Raw genomic sequence first — 26,510 nt, forward strand, 5'->3', positions numbered from 1 at the left:
GCTGCTCGCTTATGTGAAACCGAGGGCTCACGTATGTTAATACGCTCCGGTTCCTGCGCTGCTCTTCACCTTGCTGACGGCCTCTCGCGACGGGTCGTAAACCGGTTCTAGTTAGTATTCAAAACCCCACGCCGTGGGGTTTTATCTCTTGATGACGTGATGGTCGCAGGTGCTGATGCGGCGATCATCATGACAAACCGTCACCCTTTACAGGAGATCCAAATGATCGAAGTGACCGAGGTTTCCATTGCCGAGCTGCGCGATGCGCTCGAATCAGGCCGCACCACCGCGGTCGAACTGGTCAAGGCCTATCAGGCTCGGATCGCCGCCTATGACGGCCCCGAGACAGCAACCCGCCTCAACGCCGTCGTGGTGCCCAACCCCGATGCACTGAAAGAGGCCGAGGCGTCTGATGCGCGCCGCGCCCGTGGGGAAACCCTGGGGCCGCTCGACGGCATCCCCTACACCGCCAAAGACAGCTATCTGGTCAAGGGGCTGACCGCCGCCTCCGGTAGCCCGGCCTTCAAGGATCTGGTGGCCCAGCGCGATGCCTTTACCGTTGAACGCCTGCGCGCCGCCGGAGCCATCTGCCTTGGCAAAACCAATATGCCGCCGATGGCCAATGGCGGCATGCAGCGCGGCGTCTATGGCCGTGCCGAGAGCCCCTACAACGCCGACTACCTGACCGCGCCCTTTGCCTCCGGCTCCTCCAACGGCGCCGGCACCGCCACCGCCGCGAGCTTCGCCGCCTTCGGTCTGGCCGAAGAGACCTGGTCGAGCGGCCGAGGACCTGCCTCCAACAACGGCCTGTGTGCCTACACCCCGTCCCGTGGCGTGATTTCGGTGCGCGGCAACTGGCCCCTGACCCCGACCATGGACGTCGTCGTGCCCTATGCCCGCACCATGGCCGATCTGCTGGAAGTGCTGGATGTGGTCGTCGCCGACGATGCCGAGACTCGTGGCGATCTCTGGCGCATGCAGCCCTGGGTGCAACTGCCCAAGGCCTCCGAAGTGCGTCCGGCTTCCTATCTGGAACTGGCTGCCAAGGCCGATGCCCTCAAGGGCAAGCGCCTCGGCGTGCCGCGCATGTTTATCAACAAGGATGAACTGGCGGGCACCAGCGACAATCCCGGCATCGGCGGCCCGACCGGTCAGCGCATCCATACCCGTCCGTCCGTGATTGCCCTCTGGGAAGAGGCGCGCAAGGCGCTGGAAGCCGCGGGCGCAGAAGTCATCGAAGTGGACTTCCCGCTGGTTTCCAACTGCGAAGGGGACAGACCCGGCGCGCCGACCGTGTTCAATCGCGGCATCGTGAGCCCGGAGTTTCTCAACGACGAGCTGTGGGAGCTCTCCGGCTGGGCATTTGACGACTTCCTGCGCGCCAACGGCGATCCCAAGTTGAACAAACTTGAAGATGTCGATGGGCCGAAGATCTTCCCCCACGATCCGGGCACCCTGCCGAACCGCGAGGGGGATCTGGCGGCGGGCATGGACGAGTACGTCAAGATGGCCAAGCGCGGTCTCAAGCGTTTCGACGAGATTGCCTCTGTGCCGGACGGCCTGCGTGGTCTGGAGAAGACCCGCAAGCTGGATCTGGAAGAGTGGATGGACGGGCTCAAGCTCGACGCCGTGCTGTTCCCGACCGTCGCCGACGTCGCCCCGGCTGATGCGGATGTGAATCCGGCCTCCGCCGATATCGCCTGGAGCAACGGCATCTGGGTTGCCAACGGCAACCTCGCCATTCGCCACCTCGGCGTGCCGACCGTCACCGTCCCCATGGGCGTCATGGCCGATATCGGTATGCCGGTGGGGCTGACCTTTGCCGGTCGTGCTTATGACGACAACAACCTGCTGCGCGTCGCTTCGGCTTTCGAGTCCACCGGCAGCAAGCGCAGGGTGCCGCCACGCACGCCGCCGTTGGGGTGATAGGTTTTGGGATTAATATCCCATGTTAATTTGGTGATAAAACAAAAAACCACCTGCGTAATGCAGGTGGTTTTTAATAGAAACTTTCCTATAAAGCAGGTCTGCCATAGCTTCACGCTATGGGCCGCAGGACTATTTTTTTGCGAGAAATTCTTTAATCTGATTTATCCAGATAGGTACATTCTTTTCCGTATCTAGTTCACAATATTTTTTGGAGAAGCTTGTTTTCATACCATCAGTATCAAAAAAACTTTCGAGTTGCTTTTGTTCTATATGTCCAAGGTTTAGAGATAGACCAGATGGCGAATTAGCTATGTGTACCTGAAGCGCCCCTGGTTTTCTAGACACTTTGTTGCTGAAAAATAAACTGCCTTTCAAACTCTACCGGCGACAGCCCATCATTGGAACCATGACGCCTGATTGGGTTGTAAAACATCTCGATATAATCAAACACATCGCTGCGGGCTTCGTCTCTTGTCGCGTAAATCCTGCGCTTGATCCGCTCCCGTTTGAGCAACTGAAAGAAGCTCTCGGCGACCGCGTTGTCGTGACAGTTACCCCGTCGGCTCATACTGCAACTCAGGTTGTGGGCCTTCAGAAAGTCTTGCCATTCACCACCGGTAAACTGGCTGCCCTGATCCGAATGCACCAGTACCGGCTGCTTGGGTTTGCGCCGCCAGACGGCCATCAATAACGCATCAACCGCCAAGTCTGCCGTCATGCGTGACTTCATCGCCCAGCCGACGATCTGGCGAGAGAACAGGTCGAGCACCACCGCCAGGTACAGCCACCCTTCTTGAGTGCGAATGTAGGTAATGTCAGTCACCCAGGTGATGTTGGGGGCTGGCACCTTAAACTGACGTGCCAGCGTGTTTGGGGCAGCTTGCGTGCTCTTGCCTCCATAATGCCCCTTGCGGCGTTGATAGCCCGTTTGCGAACGCAGTCCCTCCCGCTTCATTAATTTGGCCACACGGTGCTTGCCGCAGGCTTCCCCTGCGTCACGAAGGTCGCGATGGATCTTGCGATAACCGTAGACAGCACCACTTTCCAGCCAGGATTGCTTGACCAATCCGGTCAGTCGTTCGTCCTCCTGCTGTCGTGGCGATGTGGGCTGTTTCAACCACGCGTAGAAGCCACTTCGGTGAACCCCCAGGGTCTGGCACAGGGTAACGACACTGTACCGGTCGAGTCGGGAGGTTATGAACGCGTACCTTTCCTTGACTCGCTGGCAAAGTACGCGGCGGCCTCCTTTAGAATATTGCGCTCCTCGGTGACCTGGCGCAGTTCAGTTTTCAGGCGGCGGATCTCGGCTTGCAAGGCAGACTCTTCTATCTGCTGGTCAGCAGGCTTACCGTACTGCTTGAGCCATGCATACAGGCTGTGGCTGGATACCCCGATGGCACGTGCAACGTCAGCCACCGGCCGCCCGCGCTCGGTGATTTGTTTAACGGCTTCTATTTTGAATGTTTCTGGATAACGCTGACGGGTCATAACACCTCCAATAGTTGCCTCATTTTAAGGCTGTGAGGTGTCTAGGGAACTGGGGGCGATTCACTTTGATCATTTCCCTCTCTCTACTCTCCGCGCCACCAACAGCCATGTTTGTCGTGGTTCGCTGCTGATTTCCCCTGACTTCACCGAGACTTCACACAACCTCATTTTCCCCTCATAAATCCCCCGTATTTTCTGCCCACTGATAAATGGGCCCGGCTTGTCACAGGGGTGACGAGGGGCCGGTCGGAGCGAGGGAGCAAGATGATGAAAGGTTGGATAAAGTGCGGGTTGGCCGGGGCCTTGATACTGGTGGCGAGCTTCTGGGGCGACAGCGTGCGTGCGGCGGGGATGGCCCTTGAACGAGATGCTGCCGTGCCGGGGCAGCTAGTCGGCCAGGCTGCGGCGCTCCAGACGGACACTAATTTGCTGCCGCTGAGGGCTCTGCCATCGGTTGTTGCCGGGCGTGGCACCTGAGGGAGTTGATACCGGCCTTTTTAACCAGAGCGGGCCGGTGACGTCACGGCACAGTGCGCATCAACACAGGTCGGGCTGGCTACTGCGTTTGGTGTTGAGCATCACACCAGGCCGGGTTGGTCACTGAGCCCGATATTGCGCATCCAGCCAGGCGATGGCCTCTTGGGGGTCGTTGAATGCCCGGATATGGTCAGGGTGGGTGAGAGAGAGGCAGGAGAGGGCGATGTGATGGAGCACCTTGGCCGAATAGAGGGAGGCGATGGCCACCAGATTCTTCTGGGTCAGCCACTGATAGGTCTCTTGCAGATGGGGCAGGGCGGAGAGCACCACCCCCTGATGCTGGCGATGGTCCACCAGAGCGCAGAAACGCTTACCGTCCAGGCTGTTCACCACGGACTTTATCTGTGCAATCCACGCCAGCATACCCTCTTCATTGAAAGGGCCGATCAGCTCGCAGGTGACCAGGTGTTCCTGCACATTGAAGATGAACTCACCGTGCTTTTTATCAAAGGACATACAACATTCTTATCCATGACCAGGGGCGGCAAGATAATGCTTATTCATTCCGAATGCATCAATACCCGAATGAGGGTTTTGGTCATGAAATCGTATTGCTGCACTGACGCCGGGGGGTAAGGTGCTGGCCCGTGATGGCGATACGAGAACAACAGGCGGCGCCAGCGTGTTGCATCCGGATGCCGGGTAGTCCGGTCTGCACCCAGGGTGGCAATGCTCCTATTTGCCCGGGCCCTTATCCCGGGGTGTCTTGCCCGGAAGGGGGGACGGCCTTGGTGAGGGCGTCGATGGCATTGGGGACGAATCGCTCGGAAAAACCGGCGATAAAGGCCCAGATGACGGCTTTGGCGGCATCCAGATTGGTTGCAGGAGAGGCCAGGGTCAGCAGAGTCTGCAAGGAGACATAGGGATGCTCCATGTGTTTGAACTTGGGAAACAGGTCCCCCTGGAGCAGGCTGCTGGCAAAGAGCCCGTAGGCGATAAAACCGAGAATGCCGGAAAAGAGCAGGGAAACATAAAACTGCGTCACGATCACCCGGGGTTGGCTGATGTGGGCGATGGCACCGCTGTCGTGCAGCCTGGCGAGGCGGTAATAGTTGTTGATGACGGCCCCCACCGATCCGGCAAAGAAGATGGCGGTCATGATGTTGGACATGAGGGGGATGGTTTGTAGCAGCAGTACCAGAGCAAGGCCTCCGAAGGAGATGAGGCCGCTGATGGCCAGGTGTTTGTAGTAGCGATCCATGGGTAGCTCCATATTGGGCACAAGACCCTGTTGAGGATAGTCAGCCCATGGCGAAAATGACCCGAAAAGGCCGGTGCAGCAGTGCCGGGCCTGTGTCTGCTCGGCGAAGGCGACACCCCGGCATAGGTGGGTGTGTCACCGGGGTTCTTGATGGGGCGCTTCGCCGCTTCAGCCGGCCAGCGGCAGATAGACATGCTGGTAGGCCAGGGCGATGGCGCTGTAGAGCAGCAGGGCGGCCATCAGCAGGTTGAAGTACCTGAACCAGCGAGGATGTTGAAGATGACGTCCGATGAGACTGCCCGCCATCGAGTAGCTGCCGGGGGCGCCGGCGGCCAGCAGGCCGAGCAGCAGGGACCAGGGCAGCAGGCTCCAGCCGTGGATCTGGGCTGCCGGGAACTGGATGCTGGTGATGGGCAGGGTGGCGATCATCGCCTTGGGGTTGAGCAGCTGGATGACGAAGCCGCTGCGCACCCCCAGAGGGCGGGCAGGCGCCTCGCTGGCACCGAGCTCGCCGCTGTCGCTGGCGATCTTGATGGCGAGGTAGGTGATATAGAGGCACCCCACCAGGCTGACATAGATCAGGGTATCTTCCCGCACCAGGCGAGTGCCCGCCCAGCCAAAGAGCAGCAGGAGCACGAACATCGCGATGCCGACCCCGAGGAAGAAGCCAAGGGAGGAGCGGGTGCGGCCGCCCAGGCCAGCATTGAGGCCGATGAGGTTGACGGGGCCTGGGGTATACATGATGCCGATGGCATAGGCGAGAAGCTCAATCATGGGGTGTTCCTTGGGCTCAGCGGATCAGGCTGGCGCTGTATTGGGTGGGGGTCATGCCATAGATGCGCTTGAAGCGACGGTTGAGGTGACTGAGATCGGTGAACCCGTAGCGGTACACCAGATCCTGCGCCGACTCTCCGGCGGCCAAGGCGCGCCGGGCGGCATTGATGCGGCAGTTGATCACGTATTGATGGGGGGTAATGCCAAGCTGCTGGCGAAACAGCCGCAGGAAGTGGTACTTGGAGATGTTGGCCGCCGCGCTGATGTCGGCCAGGGAGATATCCTGCTGGAAGTGGGCGTGGATAAAGTCCCTGGCCTGCAACAGGAGGCGATCGATGCGGCTCACCCGGCCATTGGGCTCAAAACGTCCCGCCTGCTGCATCACCCGGGTGGCGAGGCGATAGAGGGCAAACTCCTGCTCTATGCTGTCGGCCTGGCCGCGCACCGCCTGGGCCAGCTCGAGGATGCAGGCGCTCAGCGCCTCATCGCGCACCAGGGGCTGCAACAACCGGTAGGTCCCCATTGCCCGCTCGCCCGCGGCATCGGCAAACAGCGGAGTGAGTTCGTGGGGTGGAATGTAGAGCATGGTGTAGTCGAGGCTGGCGTTGTCCCCGGCATGGCCGTCGTGAACATCCCCGGGATTGAACTGGATGACGCTGCCTGCCGGGCTGGAGTGGGCTCCACCGTGGCAGAAGAAGTTCTGCCGCCCGGCCAGAGTGACCCCGAAGGAGTACTCCTCGTGGGCGTGACGGTCGTAGCGAAATTCCGTCATGTTGACCCGCAGCGCAGTCAGGCTCGCCAGGTGCTGACTGTGTGCGAATATGAACTGGTTGTCCTGCGCCATCTTTCCCTCCTGTACCAGACTGCCCCCCTAATCTAGCCCCAAGCCTGTGCCTCTCGCTTGGACAATCTTGCTGTTTGCCGGCCCGAGTGCGCCTCGCACCGGAAAAACGGCGCAGCCGATGGCTGGCTGCACCGACTGGCCCGTCAACGAAAGCGAAACAGCTCCCGGTGCAGCGGGGTGGCCAGGTGGGCATCCAGGCTCTGGGCCATGGGCTCGGGGCCGCAGAACCACACCGGGGTGTGCTGGCGTTTGCCCAGGGCGGCCAGATTCAGTCGGCCGCGCTCGGATTCCAGGTGCAATTGGTACTCGACCCCGGCCCGGCGGCACAGCTCGGCCAGCCGACCGTGATAGGGGGCGGCCTCGGCGGTGGGGGCGCATTGCAGCAAGGTGGTGCCGGGGCGTTGTTCACCACGGCGTACCAGGGCCTCCAGCCAGGCGACGAAGGGGGTGATGCCGATACCGGCGCCCACCCAGAGCGCGGGGGCCGGATCCGGCAGGGCGAAGGCGCCATAGGGGCCGGTCACGGTGACCGCATCGCCGACCTTGAGGTGGCGATGCAGCCAGCGGGTGTGATCCCCGAGGGCGCGCACCGCCAAAGTCAGGGTGCGGCAGTCTGCCGAGACATTGACCAGGGTGTAAGGGTGGGGCTCGCCGCGCCCGGCAAAGTCGAAGAAGGCGAACTGTCCCGGGCGATAGCCGTGCAGGGGCGCGGTGAGGCCAACCCGGATCTCCAGGGTGCGCTCGTCCAGAGGAGTGAGGGCGCTGACAGCCCCTTGGCGGCGTGCGTCCCGTCCCACCCGGCCAAACAGGGAGTAGAGCGCCCCCAGGGCACCCAGTCCGCCGCCGATAAGCAGGGTCAGGCCGACCGGGGTCAGGGCGCCGATGCGCGGCAGCAGGCAGAGCCCGTGCAGCCAGCCCATCAGATAGATGACCGGGGCCAGCCGGTGAACCACCTTGAAGCGCTCGTAGCGCACCACCGCCAGCAGGCTTACCACCACCAGCGCCAGCAGCAGATAGAAACTCCATTCCCCCAGGGTATTGCCGAGGCTGTGCCAGAGGGCATCGTTACCAGCACCAGCACCAGCACCAGCACCAGCACCAGCACCAGCACCGCGGCGCACCGGCCGGGTCAGCCAGTCGGCGGCGACAGCCCACTTGGGGGCCTCCACCAGCAGCCAGTGGGCCACCAGGGTGCCGGTGGCCCAGAGGGCGCTGCTGCGATGCAGGTGCAACATGCGATCCAGCCCGCCGCACCAGGCTTCGAGCCTGGGCAGGCGCAGGGCGAGCAGCAAAGAGAGGGTCATGGCGCCAAGGCCAATCAGACCGGTCAGGATCAGCAGTTCGTGGCGCCAGGGCCAGAGACCGGCGGGCCACTGGGTGAGGCCAGCGAGCCAGAGCAGGGTGAGGGTCAGGGGCAGGGCCCAGACGAGGGATGCGGGTTTCATGATGTCCTCCTTGTCCATGCCTCCATTGCACGCCTGCTTTGTGGCGAAAGTGTGCCCCCTGACTACCTCTTTTGTAGCAGAGTGTGGCAAAGGGTCGCCGGGTCAGGGCAAGCGGACTGAGGAGGAGGGCGCGGAGTAGAACAGGGGGGCAGGAAAGCGGTTGGCGTCACCCCACAGGCCTGCGTCTGGAGAGTGGTGATGCTGGGGCAGCCACATGGCTGCCCCAGCAAACAGTCGTGTCAGGATGTTCGTCCCTTGCCGCCCTTGTTGCCCGCGAGGGCCTGCTTTCTGGCCTTCTGCTTCTGGGCGCCCTTGCTGGCGCGGCGCGGCTCGGGGTCGAAGCGGGTGAGATCCGGCTCAAAGCCCGGGAACCACTGCTGGGGCAGACGGGTGTCGAGCACTGCCTCCACCTTCTCTAGAAGCGGCGCGTCTTCGGGGCTGAACAGGGTGATGGCGAGCCCCTTGTTGCCGGCGCGGCCGGTGCGCCCGATGCGGTGGACATAATCCTCGGGCTGATGGGGAAACTCCAGGTTGATCACATGGTTGAGATCGCTGATATCGAGGCCGCGAGCCGCCACGTCGGTGGCCACCAGCGCCTGCAAGGTGCCGGCGCGAAACGCCAGCAGCACGTTTTCCCGTGCGCTCTGTGATAGATCCCCGTGGAAGGCCAGCGCATTGATGCCCCCCTTGCCAAGCTGCTGGGCCAGCTTGTCGGCCCCTTGTCGGGTGCGGCTGAAGATCAGCGCCGGTGCCCAGCCCTTCACGGTCAGCATGTGTTGGACCAGTGCCACCTTGCGATCGCTGTCCACCGCATAGACCCGCTGCTCCACCTCGGCCGCCGTGGTGTTGCGCGGTGCCACTTCCACCAGCGCCGGGTCGCGCAGCAGCACCTTGCAGAGGGCAAAGAGGTTGTCATCGCAGGTGGCCGAAAACAGCAGGGTCTGGCGATCCGCCGGGATTTGCTTTAGCAGCGCCTTGATCTCGTCCATAAAGCCCATGTCGAGCATCCGGTCCGCCTCGTCAAACACCAGATGGCGCAGGGCTGCGAGGCTCAGCGCCCCCTGGCGCAGGTGATCGAGCAGGCGGCCCGGGGTGGCGATGAGGATATCCACCCCGGCGTTCAGCGCCTCCACCTGTGCCGCAATGCTCACCCCGCCGTAGACCAGCGTGCTGGTGAGGTCGGTGCCTCTGGCGTAGCGTGTGACGCTCTCGGCAACCTGCACCGCCAGCTCGCGGGTCGGCACCAGCACCAGGGCGCGGATGGGGCGAGGGCCATCGCTCGTCGGGTGTTGCAGCAACTGCTCCAGCAGCGGCAGCACGAAAGCGGCGGTCTTGCCGGTGCCGGTCTGGGCGCCCGCCATCAGATCCCGCCCCGCGAGGATCAGGGGGATGGCGCTGGCCTGTACCGGGGTGGGGGTGGCGTAGCCAAGATCGGTCAGGGTTTGCTGCAAGCGGGGGGAGAGGGCCAGTTCGGCGAAGGAGGCAATGGACATAGGGCACCAGTATGGGGTTATCCTGCCCCGTGGCAGGGACGGAAACAATCAGCGTGGCGGGATGGTAACAGATAGCGGGGGTGCGGCAGAAGCCGGGGCGCTCAGGGGGCCGAATCGGCGCCTGGATCGCGGACAAGGCAGATGGTCTGCCCCTGGTAATAGGCGATATTGCGCTTGCCGTGCTGCTTGACGTGATAGAGCAGATCGTCGGCCAGTTGCACCGCCTCGGTCACCGTCAGGTAATCGCGAATGCGGGTCACTCCGGCGGAGAAGGTGATGGGGGCGGGCAGCTCGGGGATGCGCAATGGCCGCTCCAGCAGGCGGGCGGCGGAGTGATGCATCATGTTGTCATCGTCCATCCCCTTGAACAGCACGATGAACTCTTCCCCGCCCCAGCGAATGGCGACATCGCCCCTGCGAATATTGGCCTTGAGGTGAGCGGCGAAGGCGACGAGCGCCAGGTCACCCACCCCGTGGCCATGGGTATCGTTGACGGACTTGAAGTTGTCGATGTCGAGGATCATCAGGTAGTCGTGCTCCTGCAGCAGCGCCTCGTTCAGGATGTCACGGCGCGGCAGTCGGGTCAGGTGGTCGGTCTGGGCCAGGGTGCGCAGGCGGGTAACCAGGCTGCGCCCCGTCAGCATCAGCAGCATGACGATGAGATAGATCTTGAAGGCCGGCCCGTAGAGCACGGCCCGGGCAAAGTCACCGTAGCTGTATGACCACTTGAGATAGAGGTCGCTGCCCGCCTTGGTGCGCATCAGCGGCGTACTCAGGCAGAGGTGGAACGGACGGCAGGGTTCGACCTCCTCGAAGGAGAGGACGGTCCGGGTCGGGTTGAGATGTTCGAAGGGGCGCAGCACCTCCTTGAACGCCCGGTCGACGGCGATGTCGATGCCCTTGAGCCCATAGCGGTAGTCCTTGATGGCGGGCTCGTAATAGATGAAGGGGAAGTAGAGGGTGATGGCCTGCAACCCGGTGAAGGTGTCGGTATAGAGACCGGAGACCCAGGCTTCATCCGTGCTGCAGGGGACATGGGTGGCTGCGAAAAAGGCGCAGCCGAAATAGTGGGTCCAGGGCTCGATGTCGCTGAGGTCGGTGTTGATGGGCAACAACTGGCTCGGCAGCATCCCCTTGCTGGCGACCATGCCAAGCATGCGGCGATCATCATAGAAGGCGTAGAGGTTGAGGACCTCGGGGTTGGAGATGACGTACTGGTAGGCGAGGAGCATCTGGTTGGCCGGGGGCAACACGGGAATGACCGCCAGGCGCTTCAGGGTGGGGAGATCATAGCCATAGGCATAGGCCGTCGCATCCCCGTTCTCGCTGAAAATGGGCATCTTGATGCTGCTGTTGTCGATGAAGGCGGCCAGTTTCTCCGGCGCCAGGATGCGAGCCCGCTGATAGAACACCTCGAACAGGTTGGGCTGCTTGGCGGTGATGAGCGCCATGTCGTGCCTGATACGAAGGTAGGTGTAGTTGCACACCAATCCGAGCCCCATCAGGGCCAGGCAGAGCCAGCCAAGCCGGGTGAACCATCGACGGGGGAGGAAACGCAGCAGTGAGGCGGCCATGGCGTGAACGCTCACCGTGGTGACAGAGGCCTTTTTTGTAACTGATTTTGCCGGGCATCACCAGATGAAGTTGGTGGGGCGCCATGGGGTGTGCACAAAAATGAGCCAGCAATATCAAAAAGATAGACGATGAGGCGTCATGCGATGTCAGGCAGGGAAAAGGGGTGGCGACTGAAACAAGAGGGCATGGCGCCCTCTTGTGTGGATTGTGACGGGCGCCTTAGCGAGCCTGGTATTTCGGCGAGCGGGGGCCATGGAGGATGCCGTTGGGCATGTCGGCACTGAGCAGCCTGACGCTGGTGATACCGGCGATTTCATGGCCTTTGTCGGTCAGGGTGTTGGCAATCTGATTGACCACCGCCACCACCAGCATGCCGATGAGGCCGCCCCCCGAATTGCCCTGCTGCTCGGCACTGCTGGCGCTGGCACTGCCTTCCCACAGCAGCTTGCCGGTGCGCAGATCCACCAGGCGGGCACTGGCGGTGACCACTGTCTCGCTGGAGATGACCAGATAGCTGGTGCCGTACTCCTTGATGTCGAGGTAGAGGGCGGTATCGGCACCGTAGATCTCGTGGAGCTTCTTGATGGGCAGCGCCTGGATGTCGGCGGGCTCGGTCACGCCGTTCTGCCGGAACGTCTCGTTGGTGACCGCCACCGGCAGCACGTAATAGCCGGACTCGGCGAGCGGATAGGTGATCTGGGATTGCAGGCTGGGGCCCGCCTTGATGTCCGGCGAGTGATTCACCGGCGGCAGCACCAGAATGGAGGTCGGTTTGCTCTCCTTGAAGTTGCTGTAGTCGTAGCCGGGGCCCTGTGCACAGCCGCCCAGGAGGAGGGCGCCCAGCGTGAGGGCAAGGAGGGTGCGCAGGGTCATTGGGTCTCTCCCTTCTTGTTGGACATCAGGAAGTTCATGAAGGGGGCCGATTCGGGGAAGAGGCGTTTTTCGGTTTCGAACTGCTCGCGAGTCTGGGCATCCTTGCCGAGCTGGGCGTACAGCATGCCGAGGTGAGCGTGAAAGCCCGGTGGCACAGCCTGCCCCTTGGCGCTCGCTTCTTGCTGGTTTTTCTCCAGCGCATCGATCTGCGCTTCGACCCCGGTGTCGTCACCCTGCATGTGCTGGTAAACCACTCCCTGATATTGATCCCAGTTGTAGAGCGTCTGCGGCCCCTGGGCGCAGGCGCTCAGCAGCAGGCCGCTGACCAGCAGCAGGGAAGGACGGAACAGCGTCATCTCGTCTCTCCTCATTGGGCCGGGCGCCAGGCACCGGTCTCGATGCCGTTCACCAGATTGTTGACGGCCTCGCGGATGGCGAGATCCAGCACCTTGCCGTTCAGGGTGGAGTCGTAGCTGGCGGTGCCGCCGAAGCCGACGATCTCGCGGTTGGAGAGTTCGTACTCCCCGGCACCCTGGGAAGAGAAGACCACTTCCGAGGTGGTGACGTTGACGATGTTCAGGTTGACCTTGGCATAGGCGATCTGTGACTTGCCGCGACCCAGGATGCCAAACAGCTGATGATCGCCGACTTCCTTGCGACCAAACTCGGTGACGTCGCCGGTGACCACGTAGTCGGCGCCCTTGAGTTGCTGAGCCTGTTGCTTGATCCCGGCTTCGGCCTGGATCTCCGCCATGTTGTCGCGATCCAGCACGCTGAAGCGGCCGGTCTGCTGCAGGTGGGTGATCAGCACGGTTTTCGCCTGGTTGCCCAGCCGATCCACGCCGTCGGAGAAGATGCCACGCATGTAGCTGGAACGGTTGTCGAACTTGCCGACGGCGATGGGGCTGCGTGCGCCCTGATAGTGGCTCTGATAGGAGGCAACCTTGGGTACCTCCAGGGTGCGCGACGACTCGCTCGCACAGGCTGTCAGCAAGCCCGCCATCAGGATGACACTGGATGAAACAACAAACTTCTTCATGTAAGGCCCCGTTATCAAAGGAAAAAACAGCGGCGGACTCTAACATGGTTCGTTGCGAAGAAAGTGCCCCGTATGGGGGGCATACCCGCTCAATCCCTGTGCGTTTGACAGGGGGTGGCGGGTGACCGGGTCTGTTGCAGGGGCTGGAACACCTCCTCCAGGGCTGCCACCAGGGCGCGCATTCGGCCCGTCTTCTGCACATCCGGGTGCAGCACCATCCAGATGTCGATGGGATCGTGCTGGTCAGGCAGCAGGCGCACCAGGGCGGGGTCTTCTTCGGCGAGGAAGGTGGAGAGCAGGGCAATGCCGAGCCCCTGCCGGGCGGCGGCCATCAGGACTAGCTGGGCATTGCTCTGCAGGACCACGTTGGGTTCGTGGAGCGGTTCGCCGCACAGACTCAGCCAGTGACGGGCTACCAGCTCTTTGGGAAAGAGCAGCAGGTCGTGCTCTTGCAGTGCCTGACCCGAGCGGGGCGTGCCCCGCCTGGCCAGGTAGTCGGGAGAGGCGTAGAGCCCCATCTTGATGGTGGCGAGCCGTTTGACCACGAGATCTCCCTGCTCGGGGCGCACGCTGCGAATGGCGAGATCCGCCTCCTGATTGGGGATGTCGCTCACGCTGACGGCGGTCAGCAACTTGAGGCGGATGCCGGGGTGGCGCTGGCGCAGCAGGCTGAACGCGGGCAGCACGAAGCCCTGGGCCAGGGTATCCGTGGTGGCGATGCAAAGCTCCCCTTCCAGCTCCCCCAGGCTCGCGGTGCGCATCATGGCCAGGGCCGCCTGCGCCATGGCCTCGGCCTGGGGCAGCAGCGCTTCCCCCAGGGGGCTGGGGCGATAGTGTCTGGGGGTGCGGATAAACAGCTTGGCCCCCAGCTGCTGCTCGAGCAGGGTGATCCGCCGCCCGACGGTGGCCTGATCCACCCCGAGCTCGAGTCCGGCCTGCCGCAGGCTGCCCCGCCGTGCCAGGGCCAGGAAGAAGCGGGCATCGTCCCAGTTGATCATGCTTGCTCCTCACTCAAGCAGAACGCCCGATTGGCGCCGCAATATTAGATGCCAGCGGGGATGGCAGCACAAGGGGATAGACCGGGTCCGGTGCGTGCCTGCGGCTCCCCGGCCAAGGGCGCGCGCCACCTCGACGTGATGCAGGATTGAGTCGGCGTGATGCAGAACTGCCGCAGTCCGGGGTGGACGGGATCGCTATGATGTCGCTCCCGATTGCGGTTTCATTCGTCTGCCACTGGAGTGTCCATGTCTGTCTCAAGCGTCCCGGCTTGCGAGCCAGGTCAGGTTGTCCATCCTCGTCTGCGCTGGTTTCTCTCCCTCGCCCTGATGTCGGCCCTGCTCAACAGCAGCGTGCCTACCCCGCTCTATCCCCATTATCAGGCGGCGCTGGCTCTAAGCGATCTCGGCCTCAGCCTCATCTATGGCGGCTATGCGGGGGGCGTGCTCATCGCCTTGTTCGGGGTGGGCAACCTGGCGGGACGCGTGGCGGATCTGCGCACCCTGATCCTGCCTGCCCTGGTGGCGGTCGGGGGCGGGGCCCTGCTCTTCTCCCTGGCCGACAGCTTCTGGGCCCTTTTGCTGGCGCGGCTGCTGGCCGGGATTGGCACGGGCAGCCTGACCGGCGCCGCCAATGTGGCGCTGCTGCGTTTTGGCCCCAGGGATGGGGGCAAGCGGGCGGCGCTGAGCGCCACATTATCGTTCACCGCCGGGCTGGCCCTTGGCCCCGTGTTCAGCGGGCTGGCGCTGCAGCAGGATCTCTACCCGACCACGCTGCCGTTTTTGCTGATCCTGGGGATGGCGGCCTGCGCCATCGGGGGGCTGGTGTTGAGCTGGCCCAAAGGGGTGAGGGCGACGGAGGCCGCCCCGAGCGGGCAGGGTGGCGGCTCCCTGGGAGAGGGGCTCAGGGCCACGGGGGCCGGGTTCTTTCTTTGCGCCCTGGCGCTCTTCACCGCCTGGGCGGTGGCGGCCAGCTTGCTGGCCATGGGTCCCAAGGTGGTGAGCGAGATGCTGGGCATGACGGATCTGGGGCTGTTCGGCTATCTTGTCGCGGCCTATCTGGTCTTCTCCGGGCTTTGCCAGCTCTGGGCCCGTCGCCTCGATGCTCGCCATACCCTGCAAAGCGGCGTGCTGGCCCTGGCGCTGTGCGTGCTGCTCTTTGCCGGGGCCGTTCACGGCCTGCCCAGCTGGCTGGCGGGGCTCGGGCTGCTGGTGGCGGGCTATGCCCAGGGGGCCGTGTTCGTGGGCAGTGCGACCCTGATCAATCGCATCGCGCCCCCGGCCAGCCACGCGCGGCTGCTCTCCCTCTTCTATGTGATCGCCTATGTGGCGAACTGGGTACCCGTGTTGCTGGGCTGGGTGAGCGACGGGGCCGGTCTTGGCGTCGCGCTGGATCTGCTCTTCATCGGCAGCACGCTGACAAGCCTCTGGTTGGCGTGGGCGGTGTCTCGGCGGCGCTTCGAACCCGCTGTGTGACAGGGCATCACCCATCGACCAGGACGACGCTCCCGGCATCCAGGTGGTGCATCCACTCCCGCAGGATCAGCAGGGCGGCGGCGATGCGCCTCTCCCTCGGCAACTGGGCCGATGCCAGGGGATCCCCCTCCACCATGGCGGCAAGCTGGCCGAACAACCGCTCAATGTTTTCCCGGCTCTGCACCCGGTTGCCGAGCACCTCGGTCAGGGGCTCCGGGCTTTGCAGGTGCAGCACGGGGTGGGGCGGGATCCGTGCCGCGAGGGGCATCAGCACATCCTCCACCACCATGATGGCTTGCTCAAGTTCCAGGGGCGTCGGTGGATCCCGGCGAAAGGGTCCCGGGGTCAGGGCATCGAGCCCCAGTGTCAATGCAAATGTCTGGCTGGTGCCATCGGCCGCGGTGAGCGCGACCTGGCTTCGGGTATTGCCCAGGCTCAGCAAAATGGTGTCGTGATGCTCTCTGGTCATCTGGTGTGCTCCCGGCGTTGGATGCCCCATGGATACACCCGCACGGGGCGGATTGGCGAGTCATTTCGCCCCCCATTCGGGCATCAGGGGTTGCAAAGATCCCCATGAGTGGCAATCTGGACGTCCAAACGTCTTTAAAGGAACCCTGACATGGATATTCGTATCGTCCCCCGCGCCCTCGTGCTCGCCCTTTCTCTGGTGGGGGCGAGTGCCCTTGCCAACGAGGCCCTGGTGTTCCAGACCGACTTCGGTCTCAAGGATGGCGCCGTCTCGGCCATGAAGGGGGTCGCCTTCGGGGTGGACCGCACCCTGCCGCTCCATGACCTGACCCACGAGATCCCGGCCTACAACATCTGGGAAGCCTCCTACCGCCTCTATCAGACCCTGCAATACTGGCCCGCGGGCACCGTCTTCGTCAGCGTGGTGGACCCCGGTGTCGGCACCGAACGCAAGTCGGTGGTACTCAAGACCAGGAGCGGCCACTACATCGTCAGCCCTGACAACGGCACCCTGACCCTGGTGGCGGAGCACTTCGGCATCGAGGCGGTGCGCCAGATAGACGAGAAGACCAACCGCCTCAAGGGCTCCGAGAAGTCCTACACCTTCCACGGCCGCGACGTCTACGCCTACACCGGCGCGCGCCTGGCCTCCGGTGCCATCAGCTTCGAGCAGGTGGGGCCTCTGCTGCCCGCCGAGGTGGTGACCATCCCCTATCAGCCCGCGGTGGCCGAGCAAGACGGTACCCTCAAGGGCACCATTCCGATCCTGGACGTGCAGTACGGCAACGTCTGGACCAATATCGACGACAGCCTGCTGACCAAGGCGGGTATCCACAAGGGGGACAACGCCTGCATCAGGATCAGCGAAGGGGATGCGCTGAAATACGAGGGCAAGGCCCCCTACGTCAGCAGCTTTGGCGATGTGCCGGAGGGCCAGCCCCTGGTCTACCTCAACAGCCTGTTGCAGGTGTCGGTGGCGCTGAACATGGACAGCTTCGCCGCCAAACATCAGGTGCAATCCGGCGCCAACTGGCATATCAGCCTGAAGAAGTGCAACTAGACGCTGCCAGCGGGTGCTATCCGGTACAAACGGGCATAGCAGTCTGAAGACGTGCGGCTAGATAGAGGGGAGAGCTTTTGTCGGCGATGTGTCTCTTGGGGCGGTGGGACTGGTGTCCACCGCCCCTTGTCGTTGGCGATGGCGTCTTGCCGGGCCAGCCGGTTATCTCATCACTTGTCATCCTTGCTTAATAAAGCGCTGCCATGCTGTGGCCGGACGCCGTGATGACGCAATGATTGCGCCGAGATAACAAGGAAAAGCCGATGAGCCGTTTTGACGAGAAAGACAGTGCCAACCACCCCCGCGAGCAGGAGCCGGCATTCAACCGCCTCATCGAGGCGGGCCTGAGCCGCCGTGGCTTCCTCAAAGGGGTGGGCGCCGCCAGCATGGTGGCCTTCTTTGCCGCGAGCCCCGTGGCCCAGGCCGTGGCTGCCGCCACCCGGCCGCTGCTTGGCTTCCAGGCCGTGCCCGCCTCGGTGGCCGACACCATAGTGGTGCCGCCCGGCTACAAGGCCGAGGTGCTGATCGCCTGGGGAGATGCCCTCTTCCCCGATGCCCCCGCCTTTGCCCAAAGCAACGACGCCAAGGCCCAGGCCCGCCAGTTTGGCGACAACAACGACGGCATGAGCTTCTTCTCCCTGGGCCCGGATCGCGCCCTGCTCGCCGTCAACAACGAATACACCAACTACGAATACCTGTTTGAAGATGGTGGCAAGACCCTCAGTGCAGAGGCTGTCGCCAAGGCCCAGGCGGCCCACGGGGTTTCCCTGGTGGAGCTGGTGCGCATCGATGGCAAGTGGCAGGCCAACCCCAGGGGGGCCCTCAACCGCCGCATCACCGCCACGACCCCCATGACATTGAGCGGCCCGGCGGCGGGCCATGCCCTGCTCAAGACCCAGGCCGATCCCGAGGGGCGCACCGCCCTTGGCACCTTCAACAACTGCGCCAATGGCCAGACCCCCTGGGGCACCTACCTCACCTGCGAGGAGAACTTCAACGGCTACTTCGGCAGCGAGGGCAAGCCGGTGCTGGACCCGCGCGCCGCCCGCTACGGCTTGGCCGCCGAGGATGCTGGCTTTGGCTGGCACAGGTTCGACGAGCGCTTCGATCTCGCGAAGCATCCCCAGGAGCCGCACCGCTTCGGCTGGGTGGTGGAAATCGATCCCCGCGATCCCGCCTCCACCCCGAAGAAGCGTACCGCCCTTGGCCGCTTCAAGCATGAGAATGCGGCCTTCACCATCAACCAGGATGGCCGCGCCGTGGTCTACCTCGGCGACGACGAGCGGGGGGAGCACATCTACCGCTTCGTCTCGAAGAACAAGGTGGCGCCGGGCAACGATCCTGCGAACCGGGATCTGCTGGATGAGGGCACCCTCTATGTGGCTCGCTTCGAGGCGAGGGAGGGGGAGCTCAAGGGCACCGGCCAGTGGCTGCCCCTGGTGCACGGCGAGCACGGTCTGACCCGGGAGAACGGCTTCGCCGATCAGGGGGAGGTGCTCATCTTCGCCCGGGAGGCGGCGACCCGGCTCGGCGCCACCACCATGGACAGGCCCGAGTGGGTGGCCGTGCATCCCCACAGGGCCGAGGTCTACTGCACCCTGACCAACAACAAGAACCGCGGCATCAAGGAGAACCAACCTCTCGATGGCGCCAACCCCAGGGCCGAGAACCCCTATGGCCAGATCATCCGCTGGCGCCCGATGGGGGACGATCACGGGAGCGACAGCTTCGAGTGGGATCTCTTCCTGCTGGCGGGCAACCCTGGCGTGCACAAGGAGGGGCTGATGGCGGGCAGTGCCAACATCCATCCGGACAACATGTTCAACAGTCCGGACGGCATCGGCTTCGACGAGGCGGGGCGGCTCTGGATCCAGACCGACGGCGATTACTCCAACGAGAAGCAGTTTGCCGGCATGGGCAACAACCAGATGCTGTGCGCCGATCCCGCGAGCGGCGAGGTGCGCCGCTTCCTGACCGGCCCCGTGGCCTGCGAAATAACGGGCCTCACCTTCAGCCCGGACTGGCGCACCCTGTTCGTCGGGGTGCAGCACCCGGGTGAGGAAGGGGCTCCCTCCCATTTCCCGGACGGCGGCAGCGCCATTCCCCGCTCCGCCGTGCTGCGCATCACCCGGGACGATGGCGGCATCATCGGCGCCTGATGGCCCGGGATCACCGCCTGGCCCGTGATGACAAGAGCCGCCTTCGGGCGGCTTTTTTGCGGGTATGGCGGGCGGGAGACAAAAAAAGACCGGGTACGGGACCCGGTCAAAGAACCCGCGCATTCAGGGAAGAAGTGCGGGCGTTCAGGCTTGGTGGCGGGGCCGGGCATCGGCCCCCGATCCGGTGTCGGGGTGAGTGGCGTCACCTCGGCGTCAATGCGGGCTATTCGCGCTCCAGTGCGTGGATGGGATCCAGCCTGGCGGCCCGGCGGGCCGGGGCGAAGCCGAATATTACCCCGATCAGGCTGGCGCAAAGACAGGCCACCCCCATGGCGGCAAGGGAGTAGCTCATCCGGACGCCGCTGCTGTAGTGGTCGAACAGCTGGCCCAGCACCAGGGAGAGGGCAATGCCGAGCACGCCCCCCAGCAGGCAGATCAGCACGGCTTCAATGAGGAACTGCTGCTGGATGTCCCGGGTCCGGGCGCCGACCGCCATCCGCACCCCTATCTCCCGGGTGCGCTCGGTGACCGAGACCAGCATGATGTTCATCACCCCTATGCCCCCGACGATCAGGGAAATGAGGGCGATGAGGGCGATCAGCGTGGTCAGGGTGGCGCTGGTCTGGCTGATGGTCTGGCGGATGCTGTCGGTGTTGAGCAGGAAGAAGTCCTGGCTGCCGTGGCGCAGGGTGAGCAGGCGGCTGATGCCATCCTGGGCGGCGTCCAGGCTCACCTCGTCCCGTACCCGCACGCTGATGCTGCGCAGATGGCTCTGCCCCAGCAGGCGGCTCATGGCGGTGGTATGAGGGATCCAGACGTTGAGGGTCTCGTCGCTGCCAAAGCCGCTCTGGTTCTTGATGGCGACCCCGATCACCCGGCAGGGCAGATCCCCCAGCAGGATCACCTGGCCCAGGGGGGACTGGGTCGGGGCGAACAGCTTGTCCCGGGTGTGCTCGTCGATCACCACCTCCTGGGCCAGGCTCTCCTCGCTCTGGCGATCAAAGCCCATGCCCTGGGCCAGGCGATAGCCCCTGACCTGGAAGAACTGGGCGCCGACGCCGTTGATGGTGCCGGAGACGGCGGTGCTGCCAAGGCGCAGGGTGGCGCTGGTGCTGAGGCTGGGGGTGACGCTGTGCACGTAGTCCAGCCGGGCGATGGCCTCGGCGTCCCCGATCCGCAACGTCTGTATGGTAGCGGAGCGCATGTCCCCGAAGCCGCGGCCGGGGAACACCTCCAGGGTGCTGGTGCCCATGGCGTTGATGTTCTCCAGCACCCGCTCCCGGGAGCCCTGGCCGAGGGCCACCACGGTCACCACCGAGGCGATACCTATGATGATGCCGAGCATGGTGAGAAAGGTGCGCAGACGCTGGGCAACCATGGCCTTGAGGGCCATCTGCAGGGCATTCCCGAGCCCCGCCATCAGCGGGGCCTTCCCCCTGGCGGACGTCTTGGTGGCGGTCTGGGTCGCCTGGGAAAGGGCCTGTGGTTCGCGCGAGCGGCGATCGGTGATCACCCGGCCATCTTTCAGTTCGATGATCCGCTCGGCGTGGCGGGCGATGTCCATGTCGTGGGTGACGATCACCAGGGTGTGGCCCTGGCGATGCAGGGCCTGAAGGCTCGCCATCACCTCGGCGCCGCTCTGGCTGTCGAGGGCCCCGGTCGGCTCGTCGGCCAGGATCACCTCGCCGCCGTTGATGAGGGCCCGGGCGATGCTGACCCGCTGCTGCTGGCCGCCGGAGAGCTGGCTTGGCTTGTGTTCGAGCCGGCTGGCGAGGCCGAAGCGGGTCAGCAGGGCCTCGGCCCGCTGGCGTCGCGTGGCCGGATCCAGACCGGCGTAGAGGGCGGGCACCTCCACGTTGGTGTGGGCGTCGAGATCTGCCAGCAGGTGATAACGCTGGAAAATGAAGCCGAAGTGCTCCCGGCGCAGGGCGGCGAGCTCGTCCCGGCTGAGGGTGGCAGTGTCGCGCCCGGCCACCAGATAGGCCCCCTCGCTCGGCTGATCCAGGCAGCCCAGCAGGTTCATCAGGGTGGATTTGCCGGAGCCCGAAGCGCCGACGATGGCCACCATCTCTCCACGGGCGATCGCCAGATCGATGCCATCGAGCACGGTGACGGTGCGCTCACCCTCTTTGAAGTGGCGGCGGATGCCCCTCAGTTGCAACAAGGCGCCCATGGTCACATCCCCATGGGGGGCGGCATGCCCCCGGCGGCGTCGCTCTGGCCTGCGCTCACTTCGCTGACGATGACCCGCTCACCGGTGCTCAGGCCCGACAGGATCTGGGCATCCACCTTGTTGTTCAGGCCGACCTTGACCCGGCGCAGGCTGATCTTGCCTCCGTTGTCGACCACCCTGACCTGATCCCCCTGCAGGGCGATGGCCGGGATCACCAGCGCATCTTTGAGCCGGGCGACCACCAGATAGACCTGGGCCGTCATGCTGATCCTGAGCTGACCGTCCTGGTTGGGCACCTCGAACAGGCCGTGATAATAGATGGCGCTGCTGTCGCTGCTGCTGGTGGTGTCGTCGTCATTGATGGTGTCGGGGGCGGGCTCGATGGCCCGCAGGGATCCCTCGAAGCGGCGCTGGCTGTTGCCAAGAATGGTGAAATAGACCGGCATGCCGACCCGGACGTTGATGACGTCGGCCTCGGAGATCCTGGCCTCCACCGTCATGGTGTCGAGCTGGGCAATCTTGAGCAGGGTAGGGGTGCTCTGGCTGGCGTTGAGGGTCTGCCCCTCCTCCACCGGCATGGCCACCACGGTACCGGAGAGGGGGGCCAGGATCCGGGTATACCCCAGGTTGACCCGGGCTGTGTCCACCGCGATCTCGGCCTGCACCCGCTGGGCGTTGAGGGCCCGGATATCGGCCAGGGTCTCGTCCAGGGTCGCCTTGGCGCTGTCATGGTCGGCCGTGCTGCCAAGGCCTCTTGCGACGATCTGCTGCTGGCGCTGGTATGCCAGGCGGGCATTGCGAAGGGTGGCCTCTTTGGAATCCAGCTGGGCCTGGAGGTTGTCGCGCTGGGCCAGGGCATCCTTGAGGGCGTTCTGCTGGGGCAGATCGTCTATCTCGACCAGCAGCTCCCCCTGTTTGACCTCCTGCCCCAGAGTCACGTGCAGTTTCTTGATCTGGCCCGACACCTGGGCGCCCACGCTCACCTGCTTGCGCGCCTTCAGGGTGCCGTCCGCCATGATGAGCTGCTCCAGATCCCGGGTCTCGGCACTGGCGGTGATGTAGTCGCTGGCGGGTGCCTTGGCTTGGGGGCGCCAGGCCAGCAACAGGGCGAGGGCGCACAGGGGCAGCAGCCAGAAGAGACGAGGGGAGAACGTGGGCATGACAACCTGTATCCTGAATGACGATCACGGCGGCACTCTACCCCAGAGCCGGGTTAAGGCTCTTTGCGCCAAGCGTAAGGGTTTCGTAAAAATGGCTGCCAAGTGCGTGGCAAGCGGCGAAAATGGCCGCCGACAAGGGAGACCGCATATGAAGATCCTGCTGGTGGATGACGATGCCGAACTGGGCGCCATGTTGAGTGAATACCTGGGGGGAGAAGGGTTTGATACCACCCAGGTGCTGACCGGAGGGGAAGGTGTGTACCATGCCCTCTCCGGCCGTTACAGCGCCCTGCTGCTGGATGTGATGCTGCCCGACTTGAGCGGCACCGAGGTGCTGCGCCAGGTGCGCCAGCGCAGCCGCCTGCCGATCATCATGCTGACCGCCAAGGGGGACAACGTGGATCGAGTGGTGGGACTGGAGATGGGGGCCGATGACTATGTGCCCAAACCCTGCTACCCCAGGGAGCTGGTGGCCCGGCTGCGGGCCGTTCTGCGGCGGGTCAACGAGGGGGGGAGCGCAACCCCCTCGCCGGATGCCCTCATCCTGGGGGATCTGACGGTCACCCCGGCCAACCGGGTCTGTCTCTGGCAGGGGGAGCCGCTGGAGCTGACCGCCACCGAGTTCAACATGCTGGTGTTGCTGGTGCGAGCACCGGAGCAGGTGGTCACCAAGGACACCCTCTCCCTGCAAGGGGTAGGGCGCCCGCGGGAGGCCTATGATCGCAGCGTCGATGTGCACATCTGCAACCTGAGGCAGAAACTGCAGCAGAAGGCGGGGGAGGCCGTCACCATCGAGACGGTGCGCAGCATAGGGTACAAGATACGGTGATCCTCAAGGGACGTTTGTTCTGGAAGATTCTGCTGGGGTTCTGGCTGGCCATCGTGCTGGTCAGCCAACTGCTCTGGCTCGGTTTTCGTGCCGAGCGTGCCCCCCCGGAAGAGCACCTGGCCCAGCAGTTGGCGAGCCAGCATCTGGAGATGGCGGCAGCCGTGCTGGCAAAGGGGGGGATCGAGGCTGCGACGGCATTGAGTCAGGCCATGTCGCCGCCGTTGCTGCAGATAACACTCCTCGATGTTTCCGATGCGCCTCCCCGGCCAGCGCCCCGGGCATCCAGGCCGCCTGCCCCCGGGGAGCCGGGCCCCGGCGTCGTGCTGACGCGCACCGTGATCGCCAACGACGGGCAGACCTATCTGCTGCAGACCAGAGCGGACCCGCGCGTCCTCCCCGGCGGGCCGGCCCCCGGCCCCCTCTCCTGGCTCAACATTCCCCCGCCCATGCTCTGGATTGGCGGCCTGGGGGGACTCTTGTTCAGCATTCTGTTCGCCTTGCACCTGACCCGGCCCATGAACGCCCTGCGGCGCAGTTTCGTTCGGGTAGCCAGGGGGGACCTGGGGGTCAGACTCTGGCCCGCTCTGCGCTGGCGCCGGGACGAGCTGACGGAGGTGGCGAAGGAGTTCGATCTCATGGTGGAGCGGTTGCAGCAACTGGTCGAGGGGCGCGAGCAACTGCTTCACGACGTCTCCCACGAGCTGCGATCCCCCCTGGCCCGCATCCAGATGGCCATCGGCCTGGCGGAGCAGCGCCCGGAGAAGGCAAGCGACGCCCTGGCGCGGATCCGGCTCGAGACGGAGCGGATGGACAGGATGATAGGGGAGCTGCTGACCCTCTCCCGTGCCGAGCAGGGCCACGGGCTTGAGCAGAGCCACTACGACCTGCTGGCGCTGGTGGAGACGATTGTCCAGGATGCCAGGTTCGAAGCCCAGCAATCCGGGGTCGAGATAGGGCTCGAGGCGGCGCTGGGGGAGGGTTGCCTCCTGCTGGGGCATGCGGAGCTGGTGCGCCGCGCCGTGGAGAACGTGGTGCGCAACGCCCTGCGTTTCTCGCAGTCGGGCCAGATGGTGAGTGTTCGCTTGCTGCGCCTGGGCCAGGAGGTGCAGCTCTCCATCGCCGATCGGGGGCCCGGGGTGGAGGAGGGGAAGCTGGCGGGGATCTTCGACCCCTTCGTGCGCATCGGCTCACCCGGCATGGGCAAGGGCTACGGGCTCGGGCTCGCCATCGCCCGCAAGGCGGTGATTCTGCAGGGCGGCACCATCCAGGCGCGCAATCGCGCACAGGGGGGGCTGAGAGTGACCATGACGCTGCCCCTGCATGAGCCCTCCTGAGGTACGCGGCTCAGACCCGAGTGGGGTAAAACCCCAGAAATGAAAGAGGGGGCCAAGGCCCCCTGCTCGTATCTGTTCCTCCGTGCGATTCAGCGCAGCGCCGCTGGCGGCGGCACCTCGGTGTAGCGCCCATCTATTTCTCGCAGGTAGTAGTGACCCTCCCTGACGTAATAGCGGCGGCCATCCAGATCCAGGGGGATGAGCCCTGTCTCTGCCACCACCGGGACCTGAGGAGGCGGGGAGACCACCACATAGTGGTTCTCCTGCCGGCGGTAGAAAATGCCGTCGAGCACATAGTAGGTGAGCCCTGCCAGCAGCAAGGTTTCCACCCCTCCCGGCAGCCGGTCGACGGGGTGGCCGAAGCCGGTGCCAGCCCCATGGCCGTACTGCGGGGCAGGGCTCTCCCATCCGCCCGGTCTGCCCATGTTCCCCGGACCCGCCATGGCGGGCAGGGCGATGGCCATGGCAAGCAGCCAGAGTGAAGGGCGGTGCAGACTCATTTCACTGTCCCTTGAGCGGTGCACCGGCGGGCTGGGGTTTGAGGGGCTGGGGCGGCAGTTCGCGCACGCTGACCGTGACCTCGTAGCGGGTATCCGGCTTGGCGGCATCAATGTTTTTGGACAGCGCCTGGACCAGGGCCTGGGGATCCGCCCCCTGCTTGCTGGCGTGATAGAGCACGGAGGAGGGCGGTGTCATGGGACCTCCCTGGCGGGCGCCCATCGGGGGCGGCATCTCGCCGGCATGAAGGAGTGTGGTGCCCAGCAGCAGGGCAAGGGCGACAGGATAGCGTGACATGATGATGACTCCATTGATGGGAACGCCCCCATCAAACGCGACGCGTGCGCCCGGCTCAACCACCTTTACACCCTCTTTTCGCCCTCTTTACAGTTGTGACAACGGGCGCCGTGGCGCCCGTTGTGTGTCTTGAACCGCTCGCCGGATCAAAACTCGTTGGAGAGCGCCTTGTAACCCCTGACCAGGTCGATGTTGGTGTGAGCCACATCCTCGGAGAACTCGGTGGCGTCCACGGTGACGCGCGGGATCTGCGCCAGATCGCTCTGCTGGTTGATGCGGGTGGTGGAGGGGACATAGAAGCCGGGGGGAATATCGCAGCCATCGACCACGGAGTTGTGGCGCACCACGGACCCTTCTCCGATGTGGCAGTTGAACAGCACGCTGTTGAAGCCGATGAAGACCCGGTTACCCACTTCGCAGGGCCCGTGGACGATGCTGCGGTGGGCGATGGAGCTGAACTCGCCGATGGTGACGGCAGCGCCGGATTTGGAGTGGATGACGACGCCATCCTGAATGTTGGAGTTGGCGCCGATGACGATGGGTTCCATGTCACCGCTCTCGTCCACTTCGTCTGCGCGGATCACGGCATAGGGGCCGACAAACACGTTCTCCTTGATGATCACCTTGCCACAGATGATGGCGGTCTTGTCGATATAGGCGGATTCGTCGATAACGGGCAGGTGACCTGAGGGATTCTTGCGGATCATGTTACGTCCTGTTGCTGATGAAATCGGGGAAACGTGGCGCGTCATGAAGGCCCGCCGGAGAGCCAGCTTACGCCTCTGATCCGGCAGGGGAAACCTTTTACTGGTCTGACCCACAGTGAGTAAGGCCATTTTGAGCGATTGTTCTTTGACTCCCTG

At 64.1% G+C, this 26,510-nt stretch carries 25 protein-coding genes; 7 read left to right on the forward strand and 18 right to left on the reverse strand.

The window, feature by feature from the left end:
* The first annotated feature begins 222 nt into the window (after positions 1–222).
* Entirely contained in the window at positions 223–1,926 is a 1,704-nt protein-coding gene (locus I6L48_RS07730; protein ID WP_113069663.1) for an amidase, read from the forward strand.
* Positions 1,927–2,266: 340 nt separating this feature from the next.
* Here I6L48_RS07730 and I6L48_RS07735 read toward each other — a convergent pair.
* Positions 2,267–3,417, reverse strand: a protein-coding gene (locus I6L48_RS07735) for an IS3 family transposase (protein WP_111736006.1) whose coding sequence is annotated in 2 segments (ribosomal slippage) — positions 2,267–3,180 and positions 3,180–3,417 — 1,152 coding nt in all. Because the reading frame shifts where the segments join, the coding sequence is not laid out codon by codon here.
* Positions 3,418–3,684: 267 nt separating this feature from the next.
* On the opposite strand from I6L48_RS07735, the gene I6L48_RS20780 reads away from it, so the two are divergent.
* A complete protein-coding gene (locus tag I6L48_RS20780; RefSeq protein ID WP_236758605.1) occupies positions 3,685–3,894 on the forward strand; it encodes a hypothetical protein in 210 nt (69 codons plus the stop codon).
* Positions 3,895–4,014: 120 nt separating this feature from the next.
* Here the strand turns inward: I6L48_RS20780 and I6L48_RS07745 are convergent, their stop codons facing one another.
* The 11 genes from I6L48_RS07745 to I6L48_RS07795 form a co-directional block, all read right to left on the reverse strand.
* Positions 4,015–4,410, reverse strand: a complete 396-nt coding sequence (locus I6L48_RS07745) for a hypothetical protein (RefSeq protein ID WP_113069665.1) — start codon at positions 4,408–4,410, stop codon at positions 4,015–4,017.
* Between the two features lie 235 nt (positions 4,411–4,645).
* Entirely contained in the window at positions 4,646–5,155 is a 510-nt protein-coding gene (locus I6L48_RS07750; protein WP_049637034.1) for a hypothetical protein, read from the reverse strand.
* Between the two features lie 168 nt (positions 5,156–5,323).
* Complete coding sequence (locus I6L48_RS07755; protein WP_113069666.1) at positions 5,324–5,929, reverse strand: LysE family translocator; 606 nt, start codon at positions 5,927–5,929, stop codon at positions 5,324–5,326.
* 16 nt (positions 5,930–5,945) lie between these two features.
* Positions 5,946–6,773 carry an AraC family transcriptional regulator gene (locus tag I6L48_RS07760; RefSeq protein ID WP_010672934.1) on the reverse strand — a complete coding sequence of 276 codons (828 nt, stop codon included), beginning with the start codon at positions 6,771–6,773 and terminating at the stop codon, positions 5,946–5,948.
* Between the two features lie 143 nt (positions 6,774–6,916).
* Positions 6,917–8,236, reverse strand: a complete 1,320-nt coding sequence (locus tag I6L48_RS07765) for a ferric reductase-like transmembrane domain-containing protein (RefSeq protein ID WP_216987916.1) — start codon at positions 8,234–8,236, stop codon at positions 6,917–6,919.
* A gap of 221 nt (positions 8,237–8,457) precedes the next feature.
* On the reverse strand, positions 8,458–9,711 hold the full coding sequence (locus tag I6L48_RS07770; RefSeq protein WP_216987917.1) for a DEAD/DEAH box helicase: 1,254 nt from the start codon (positions 9,709–9,711) through the stop codon (positions 8,458–8,460).
* Positions 9,712–9,812: 101 nt separating this feature from the next.
* Positions 9,813–11,285, reverse strand: coding sequence for a GGDEF domain-containing protein (locus I6L48_RS07775; RefSeq protein ID WP_216987918.1), 1,473 nt, complete (start codon positions 11,283–11,285; stop codon positions 9,813–9,815).
* A gap of 220 nt (positions 11,286–11,505) precedes the next feature.
* The gene (locus I6L48_RS07780) at positions 11,506–12,159 is read right to left on the reverse strand and encodes a DUF799 domain-containing protein (RefSeq protein ID WP_216987919.1); all 654 of its coding nucleotides are present in this window, start codon (positions 12,157–12,159) and stop codon (positions 11,506–11,508) included.
* Positions 12,156–12,515, reverse strand: a complete 360-nt coding sequence (locus I6L48_RS07785; protein ID WP_010672939.1) for a DUF4810 domain-containing protein — start codon at positions 12,513–12,515, stop codon at positions 12,156–12,158. The genes I6L48_RS07780 and I6L48_RS07785 overlap by 4 nt, the downstream gene beginning before the upstream one ends.
* 11 nt (positions 12,516–12,526) lie before the next feature.
* A complete protein-coding gene (locus I6L48_RS07790) occupies positions 12,527–13,198 on the reverse strand; it encodes a CsgG/HfaB family protein (protein WP_029313711.1) in 672 nt (223 codons plus the stop codon).
* Positions 13,199–13,287: 89 nt separating this feature from the next.
* On the reverse strand, positions 13,288–14,196 hold the full coding sequence (locus I6L48_RS07795; protein WP_216987920.1) for a LysR family transcriptional regulator: 909 nt from the start codon (positions 14,194–14,196) through the stop codon (positions 13,288–13,290).
* Between the two features lie 246 nt (positions 14,197–14,442).
* Here I6L48_RS07795 and I6L48_RS07800 point away from each other — a divergent pair, with 246 nt between their 5' ends.
* Positions 14,443–15,669: a sugar MFS transporter gene (locus tag I6L48_RS07800; protein ID WP_216987921.1), complete on the forward strand. Its 1,227-nt coding sequence runs from the start codon at positions 14,443–14,445 to the stop codon at positions 15,667–15,669.
* Positions 15,670–15,676: 7 nt separating this feature from the next.
* Here the strand turns inward: I6L48_RS07800 and I6L48_RS07805 are convergent, their stop codons facing one another.
* Complete coding sequence (locus I6L48_RS07805; RefSeq protein WP_103260778.1) at positions 15,677–16,138, reverse strand: hypothetical protein; 462 nt, start codon at positions 16,136–16,138, stop codon at positions 15,677–15,679.
* Positions 16,139–16,288: 150 nt separating this feature from the next.
* Between I6L48_RS07805 and I6L48_RS07810 the strand changes: the two genes are divergently transcribed.
* Together I6L48_RS07810 and I6L48_RS07815 are read left to right on the forward strand one after the other, a co-directional pair.
* Positions 16,289–17,197 carry an S-adenosyl-l-methionine hydroxide adenosyltransferase family protein gene (locus tag I6L48_RS07810; RefSeq protein WP_042015034.1) on the forward strand — a complete coding sequence of 303 codons (909 nt, stop codon included), beginning with the start codon at positions 16,289–16,291 and terminating at the stop codon, positions 17,195–17,197.
* Between the two features lie 263 nt (positions 17,198–17,460).
* Positions 17,461–19,356 carry a PhoX family phosphatase gene (locus I6L48_RS07815; protein ID WP_216987922.1) on the forward strand — a complete coding sequence of 632 codons (1,896 nt, stop codon included), beginning with the start codon at positions 17,461–17,463 and terminating at the stop codon, positions 19,354–19,356.
* A gap of 223 nt (positions 19,357–19,579) precedes the next feature.
* Here the strand turns inward: I6L48_RS07815 and I6L48_RS07820 are convergent, their stop codons facing one another.
* Complete coding sequence (locus I6L48_RS07820; RefSeq protein ID WP_367949432.1) at positions 19,580–21,529, reverse strand: MacB family efflux pump subunit; 1,950 nt, start codon at positions 21,527–21,529, stop codon at positions 19,580–19,582.
* A 2-nt stretch (positions 21,530–21,531) separates the two neighbouring features.
* Entirely contained in the window at positions 21,532–22,689 is a 1,158-nt protein-coding gene (locus tag I6L48_RS07825) for an efflux RND transporter periplasmic adaptor subunit (RefSeq protein WP_216987924.1), read from the reverse strand.
* A gap of 148 nt (positions 22,690–22,837) precedes the next feature.
* Here I6L48_RS07825 and I6L48_RS07830 point away from each other — a divergent pair, with 148 nt between their 5' ends.
* Both I6L48_RS07830 and I6L48_RS07835 read left to right on the forward strand, forming a co-directional pair.
* Positions 22,838–23,518 carry a response regulator transcription factor gene (locus tag I6L48_RS07830; protein ID WP_128274097.1) on the forward strand — a complete coding sequence of 227 codons (681 nt, stop codon included), beginning with the start codon at positions 22,838–22,840 and terminating at the stop codon, positions 23,516–23,518.
* Positions 23,519–23,532: 14 nt separating this feature from the next.
* Positions 23,533–24,852, forward strand: a complete 1,320-nt coding sequence (locus I6L48_RS07835) for an ATP-binding protein (protein WP_254203235.1) — start codon at positions 23,533–23,535, stop codon at positions 24,850–24,852.
* A gap of 89 nt (positions 24,853–24,941) precedes the next feature.
* Here the strand turns inward: I6L48_RS07835 and I6L48_RS07840 are convergent, their stop codons facing one another.
* The 3 genes from I6L48_RS07840 to I6L48_RS07850 all read right to left on the reverse strand — a co-directional run bounded on the left by I6L48_RS07840 (position 24,942) and on the right by I6L48_RS07850 (position 26,354).
* On the reverse strand, positions 24,942–25,352 hold the full coding sequence (locus tag I6L48_RS07840) for a DUF6515 family protein (protein ID WP_113069678.1): 411 nt from the start codon (positions 25,350–25,352) through the stop codon (positions 24,942–24,944).
* Position 25,353: 1 nt separating this feature from the next.
* Positions 25,354–25,647, reverse strand: coding sequence for a hypothetical protein (locus I6L48_RS07845; RefSeq protein ID WP_042015027.1), 294 nt, complete (start codon positions 25,645–25,647; stop codon positions 25,354–25,356).
* Positions 25,648–25,793: 146 nt separating this feature from the next.
* The gene (locus tag I6L48_RS07850; protein WP_010672952.1) at positions 25,794–26,354 is read right to left on the reverse strand and encodes a carbonate dehydratase; all 561 of its coding nucleotides are present in this window, start codon (positions 26,352–26,354) and stop codon (positions 25,794–25,796) included.
* Positions 26,355–26,510: the final 156 nt, after the last annotated feature.

Origin of the sequence: Aeromonas sp. FDAARGOS 1418 (assembly GCF_019048585.1) — a bacterium.
Classification (GTDB): domain Bacteria; phylum Pseudomonadota; class Gammaproteobacteria; order Enterobacterales; family Aeromonadaceae; genus Aeromonas; species Aeromonas caviae.

Bases quoted from the DNA above. Each gene is read 5' to 3' on its own strand.
- I6L48_RS07790 (WP_029313711.1), bottom strand. From the start codon at position 13,198: ATGAAGAAGTTTGTTGTTTCATCCAGTGTCATCCTGATGGCGGGCTTG.
- I6L48_RS07785 (WP_010672939.1), bottom strand. From the start codon at position 12,515: ATGACGCTGTTCCGTCCTTCCCTGCTGCTGGTCAGCGGCCTGCTGCTG.
- I6L48_RS07825 (WP_216987924.1), bottom strand. From the start codon at position 22,689: ATGCCCACGTTCTCCCCTCGTCTCTTCTGGCTGCTGCCCCTGTGCGCC.
- I6L48_RS07730 (WP_113069663.1), top strand. From the start codon at position 223: ATGATCGAAGTGACCGAGGTTTCCATTGCCGAGCTGCGCGATGCGCTC.
- I6L48_RS07850 (WP_010672952.1), bottom strand. From the start codon at position 26,354: ATGATCCGCAAGAATCCCTCAGGTCACCTGCCCGTTATCGACGAATCC.
- I6L48_RS07810 (WP_042015034.1), top strand. From the start codon at position 16,289: ATGGATATTCGTATCGTCCCCCGCGCCCTCGTGCTCGCCCTTTCTCTG.
- I6L48_RS07780 (WP_216987919.1), bottom strand. From the start codon at position 12,159: ATGACCCTGCGCACCCTCCTTGCCCTCACGCTGGGCGCCCTCCTCCTG.
- I6L48_RS07845 (WP_042015027.1), bottom strand. From the start codon at position 25,647: ATGTCACGCTATCCTGTCGCCCTTGCCCTGCTGCTGGGCACCACACTC.
- I6L48_RS07830 (WP_128274097.1), top strand. From the start codon at position 22,838: ATGAAGATCCTGCTGGTGGATGACGATGCCGAACTGGGCGCCATGTTG.
- I6L48_RS07750 (WP_049637034.1), bottom strand. From the start codon at position 5,155: ATGGATCGCTACTACAAACACCTGGCCATCAGCGGCCTCATCTCCTTC.
- I6L48_RS07800 (WP_216987921.1), top strand. From the start codon at position 14,443: ATGTCTGTCTCAAGCGTCCCGGCTTGCGAGCCAGGTCAGGTTGTCCAT.
- I6L48_RS07805 (WP_103260778.1), bottom strand. From the start codon at position 16,138: ATGACCAGAGAGCATCACGACACCATTTTGCTGAGCCTGGGCAATACC.
- I6L48_RS07755 (WP_113069666.1), bottom strand. From the start codon at position 5,929: ATGATTGAGCTTCTCGCCTATGCCATCGGCATCATGTATACCCCAGGC.
- I6L48_RS07820 (WP_367949432.1), bottom strand. From the start codon at position 21,529: ATGGGCGCCTTGTTGCAACTGAGGGGCATCCGCCGCCACTTCAAAGAG.
- I6L48_RS07840 (WP_113069678.1), bottom strand. From the start codon at position 25,352: ATGAGTCTGCACCGCCCTTCACTCTGGCTGCTTGCCATGGCCATCGCC.
- I6L48_RS07765 (WP_216987916.1), bottom strand. From the start codon at position 8,236: ATGGACAAGGAGGACATCATGAAACCCGCATCCCTCGTCTGGGCCCTG.
- I6L48_RS07775 (WP_216987918.1), bottom strand. From the start codon at position 11,285: ATGGCCGCCTCACTGCTGCGTTTCCTCCCCCGTCGATGGTTCACCCGG.
- I6L48_RS07815 (WP_216987922.1), top strand. From the start codon at position 17,461: ATGAGCCGTTTTGACGAGAAAGACAGTGCCAACCACCCCCGCGAGCAG.
- I6L48_RS20780 (WP_236758605.1), top strand. From the start codon at position 3,685: ATGAAAGGTTGGATAAAGTGCGGGTTGGCCGGGGCCTTGATACTGGTG.
- I6L48_RS07770 (WP_216987917.1), bottom strand. From the start codon at position 9,711: ATGTCCATTGCCTCCTTCGCCGAACTGGCCCTCTCCCCCCGCTTGCAG.
- I6L48_RS07795 (WP_216987920.1), bottom strand. From the start codon at position 14,196: ATGATCAACTGGGACGATGCCCGCTTCTTCCTGGCCCTGGCACGGCGG.
- I6L48_RS07745 (WP_113069665.1), bottom strand. From the start codon at position 4,410: ATGTCCTTTGATAAAAAGCACGGTGAGTTCATCTTCAATGTGCAGGAA.
- I6L48_RS07760 (WP_010672934.1), bottom strand. From the start codon at position 6,773: ATGGCGCAGGACAACCAGTTCATATTCGCACACAGTCAGCACCTGGCG.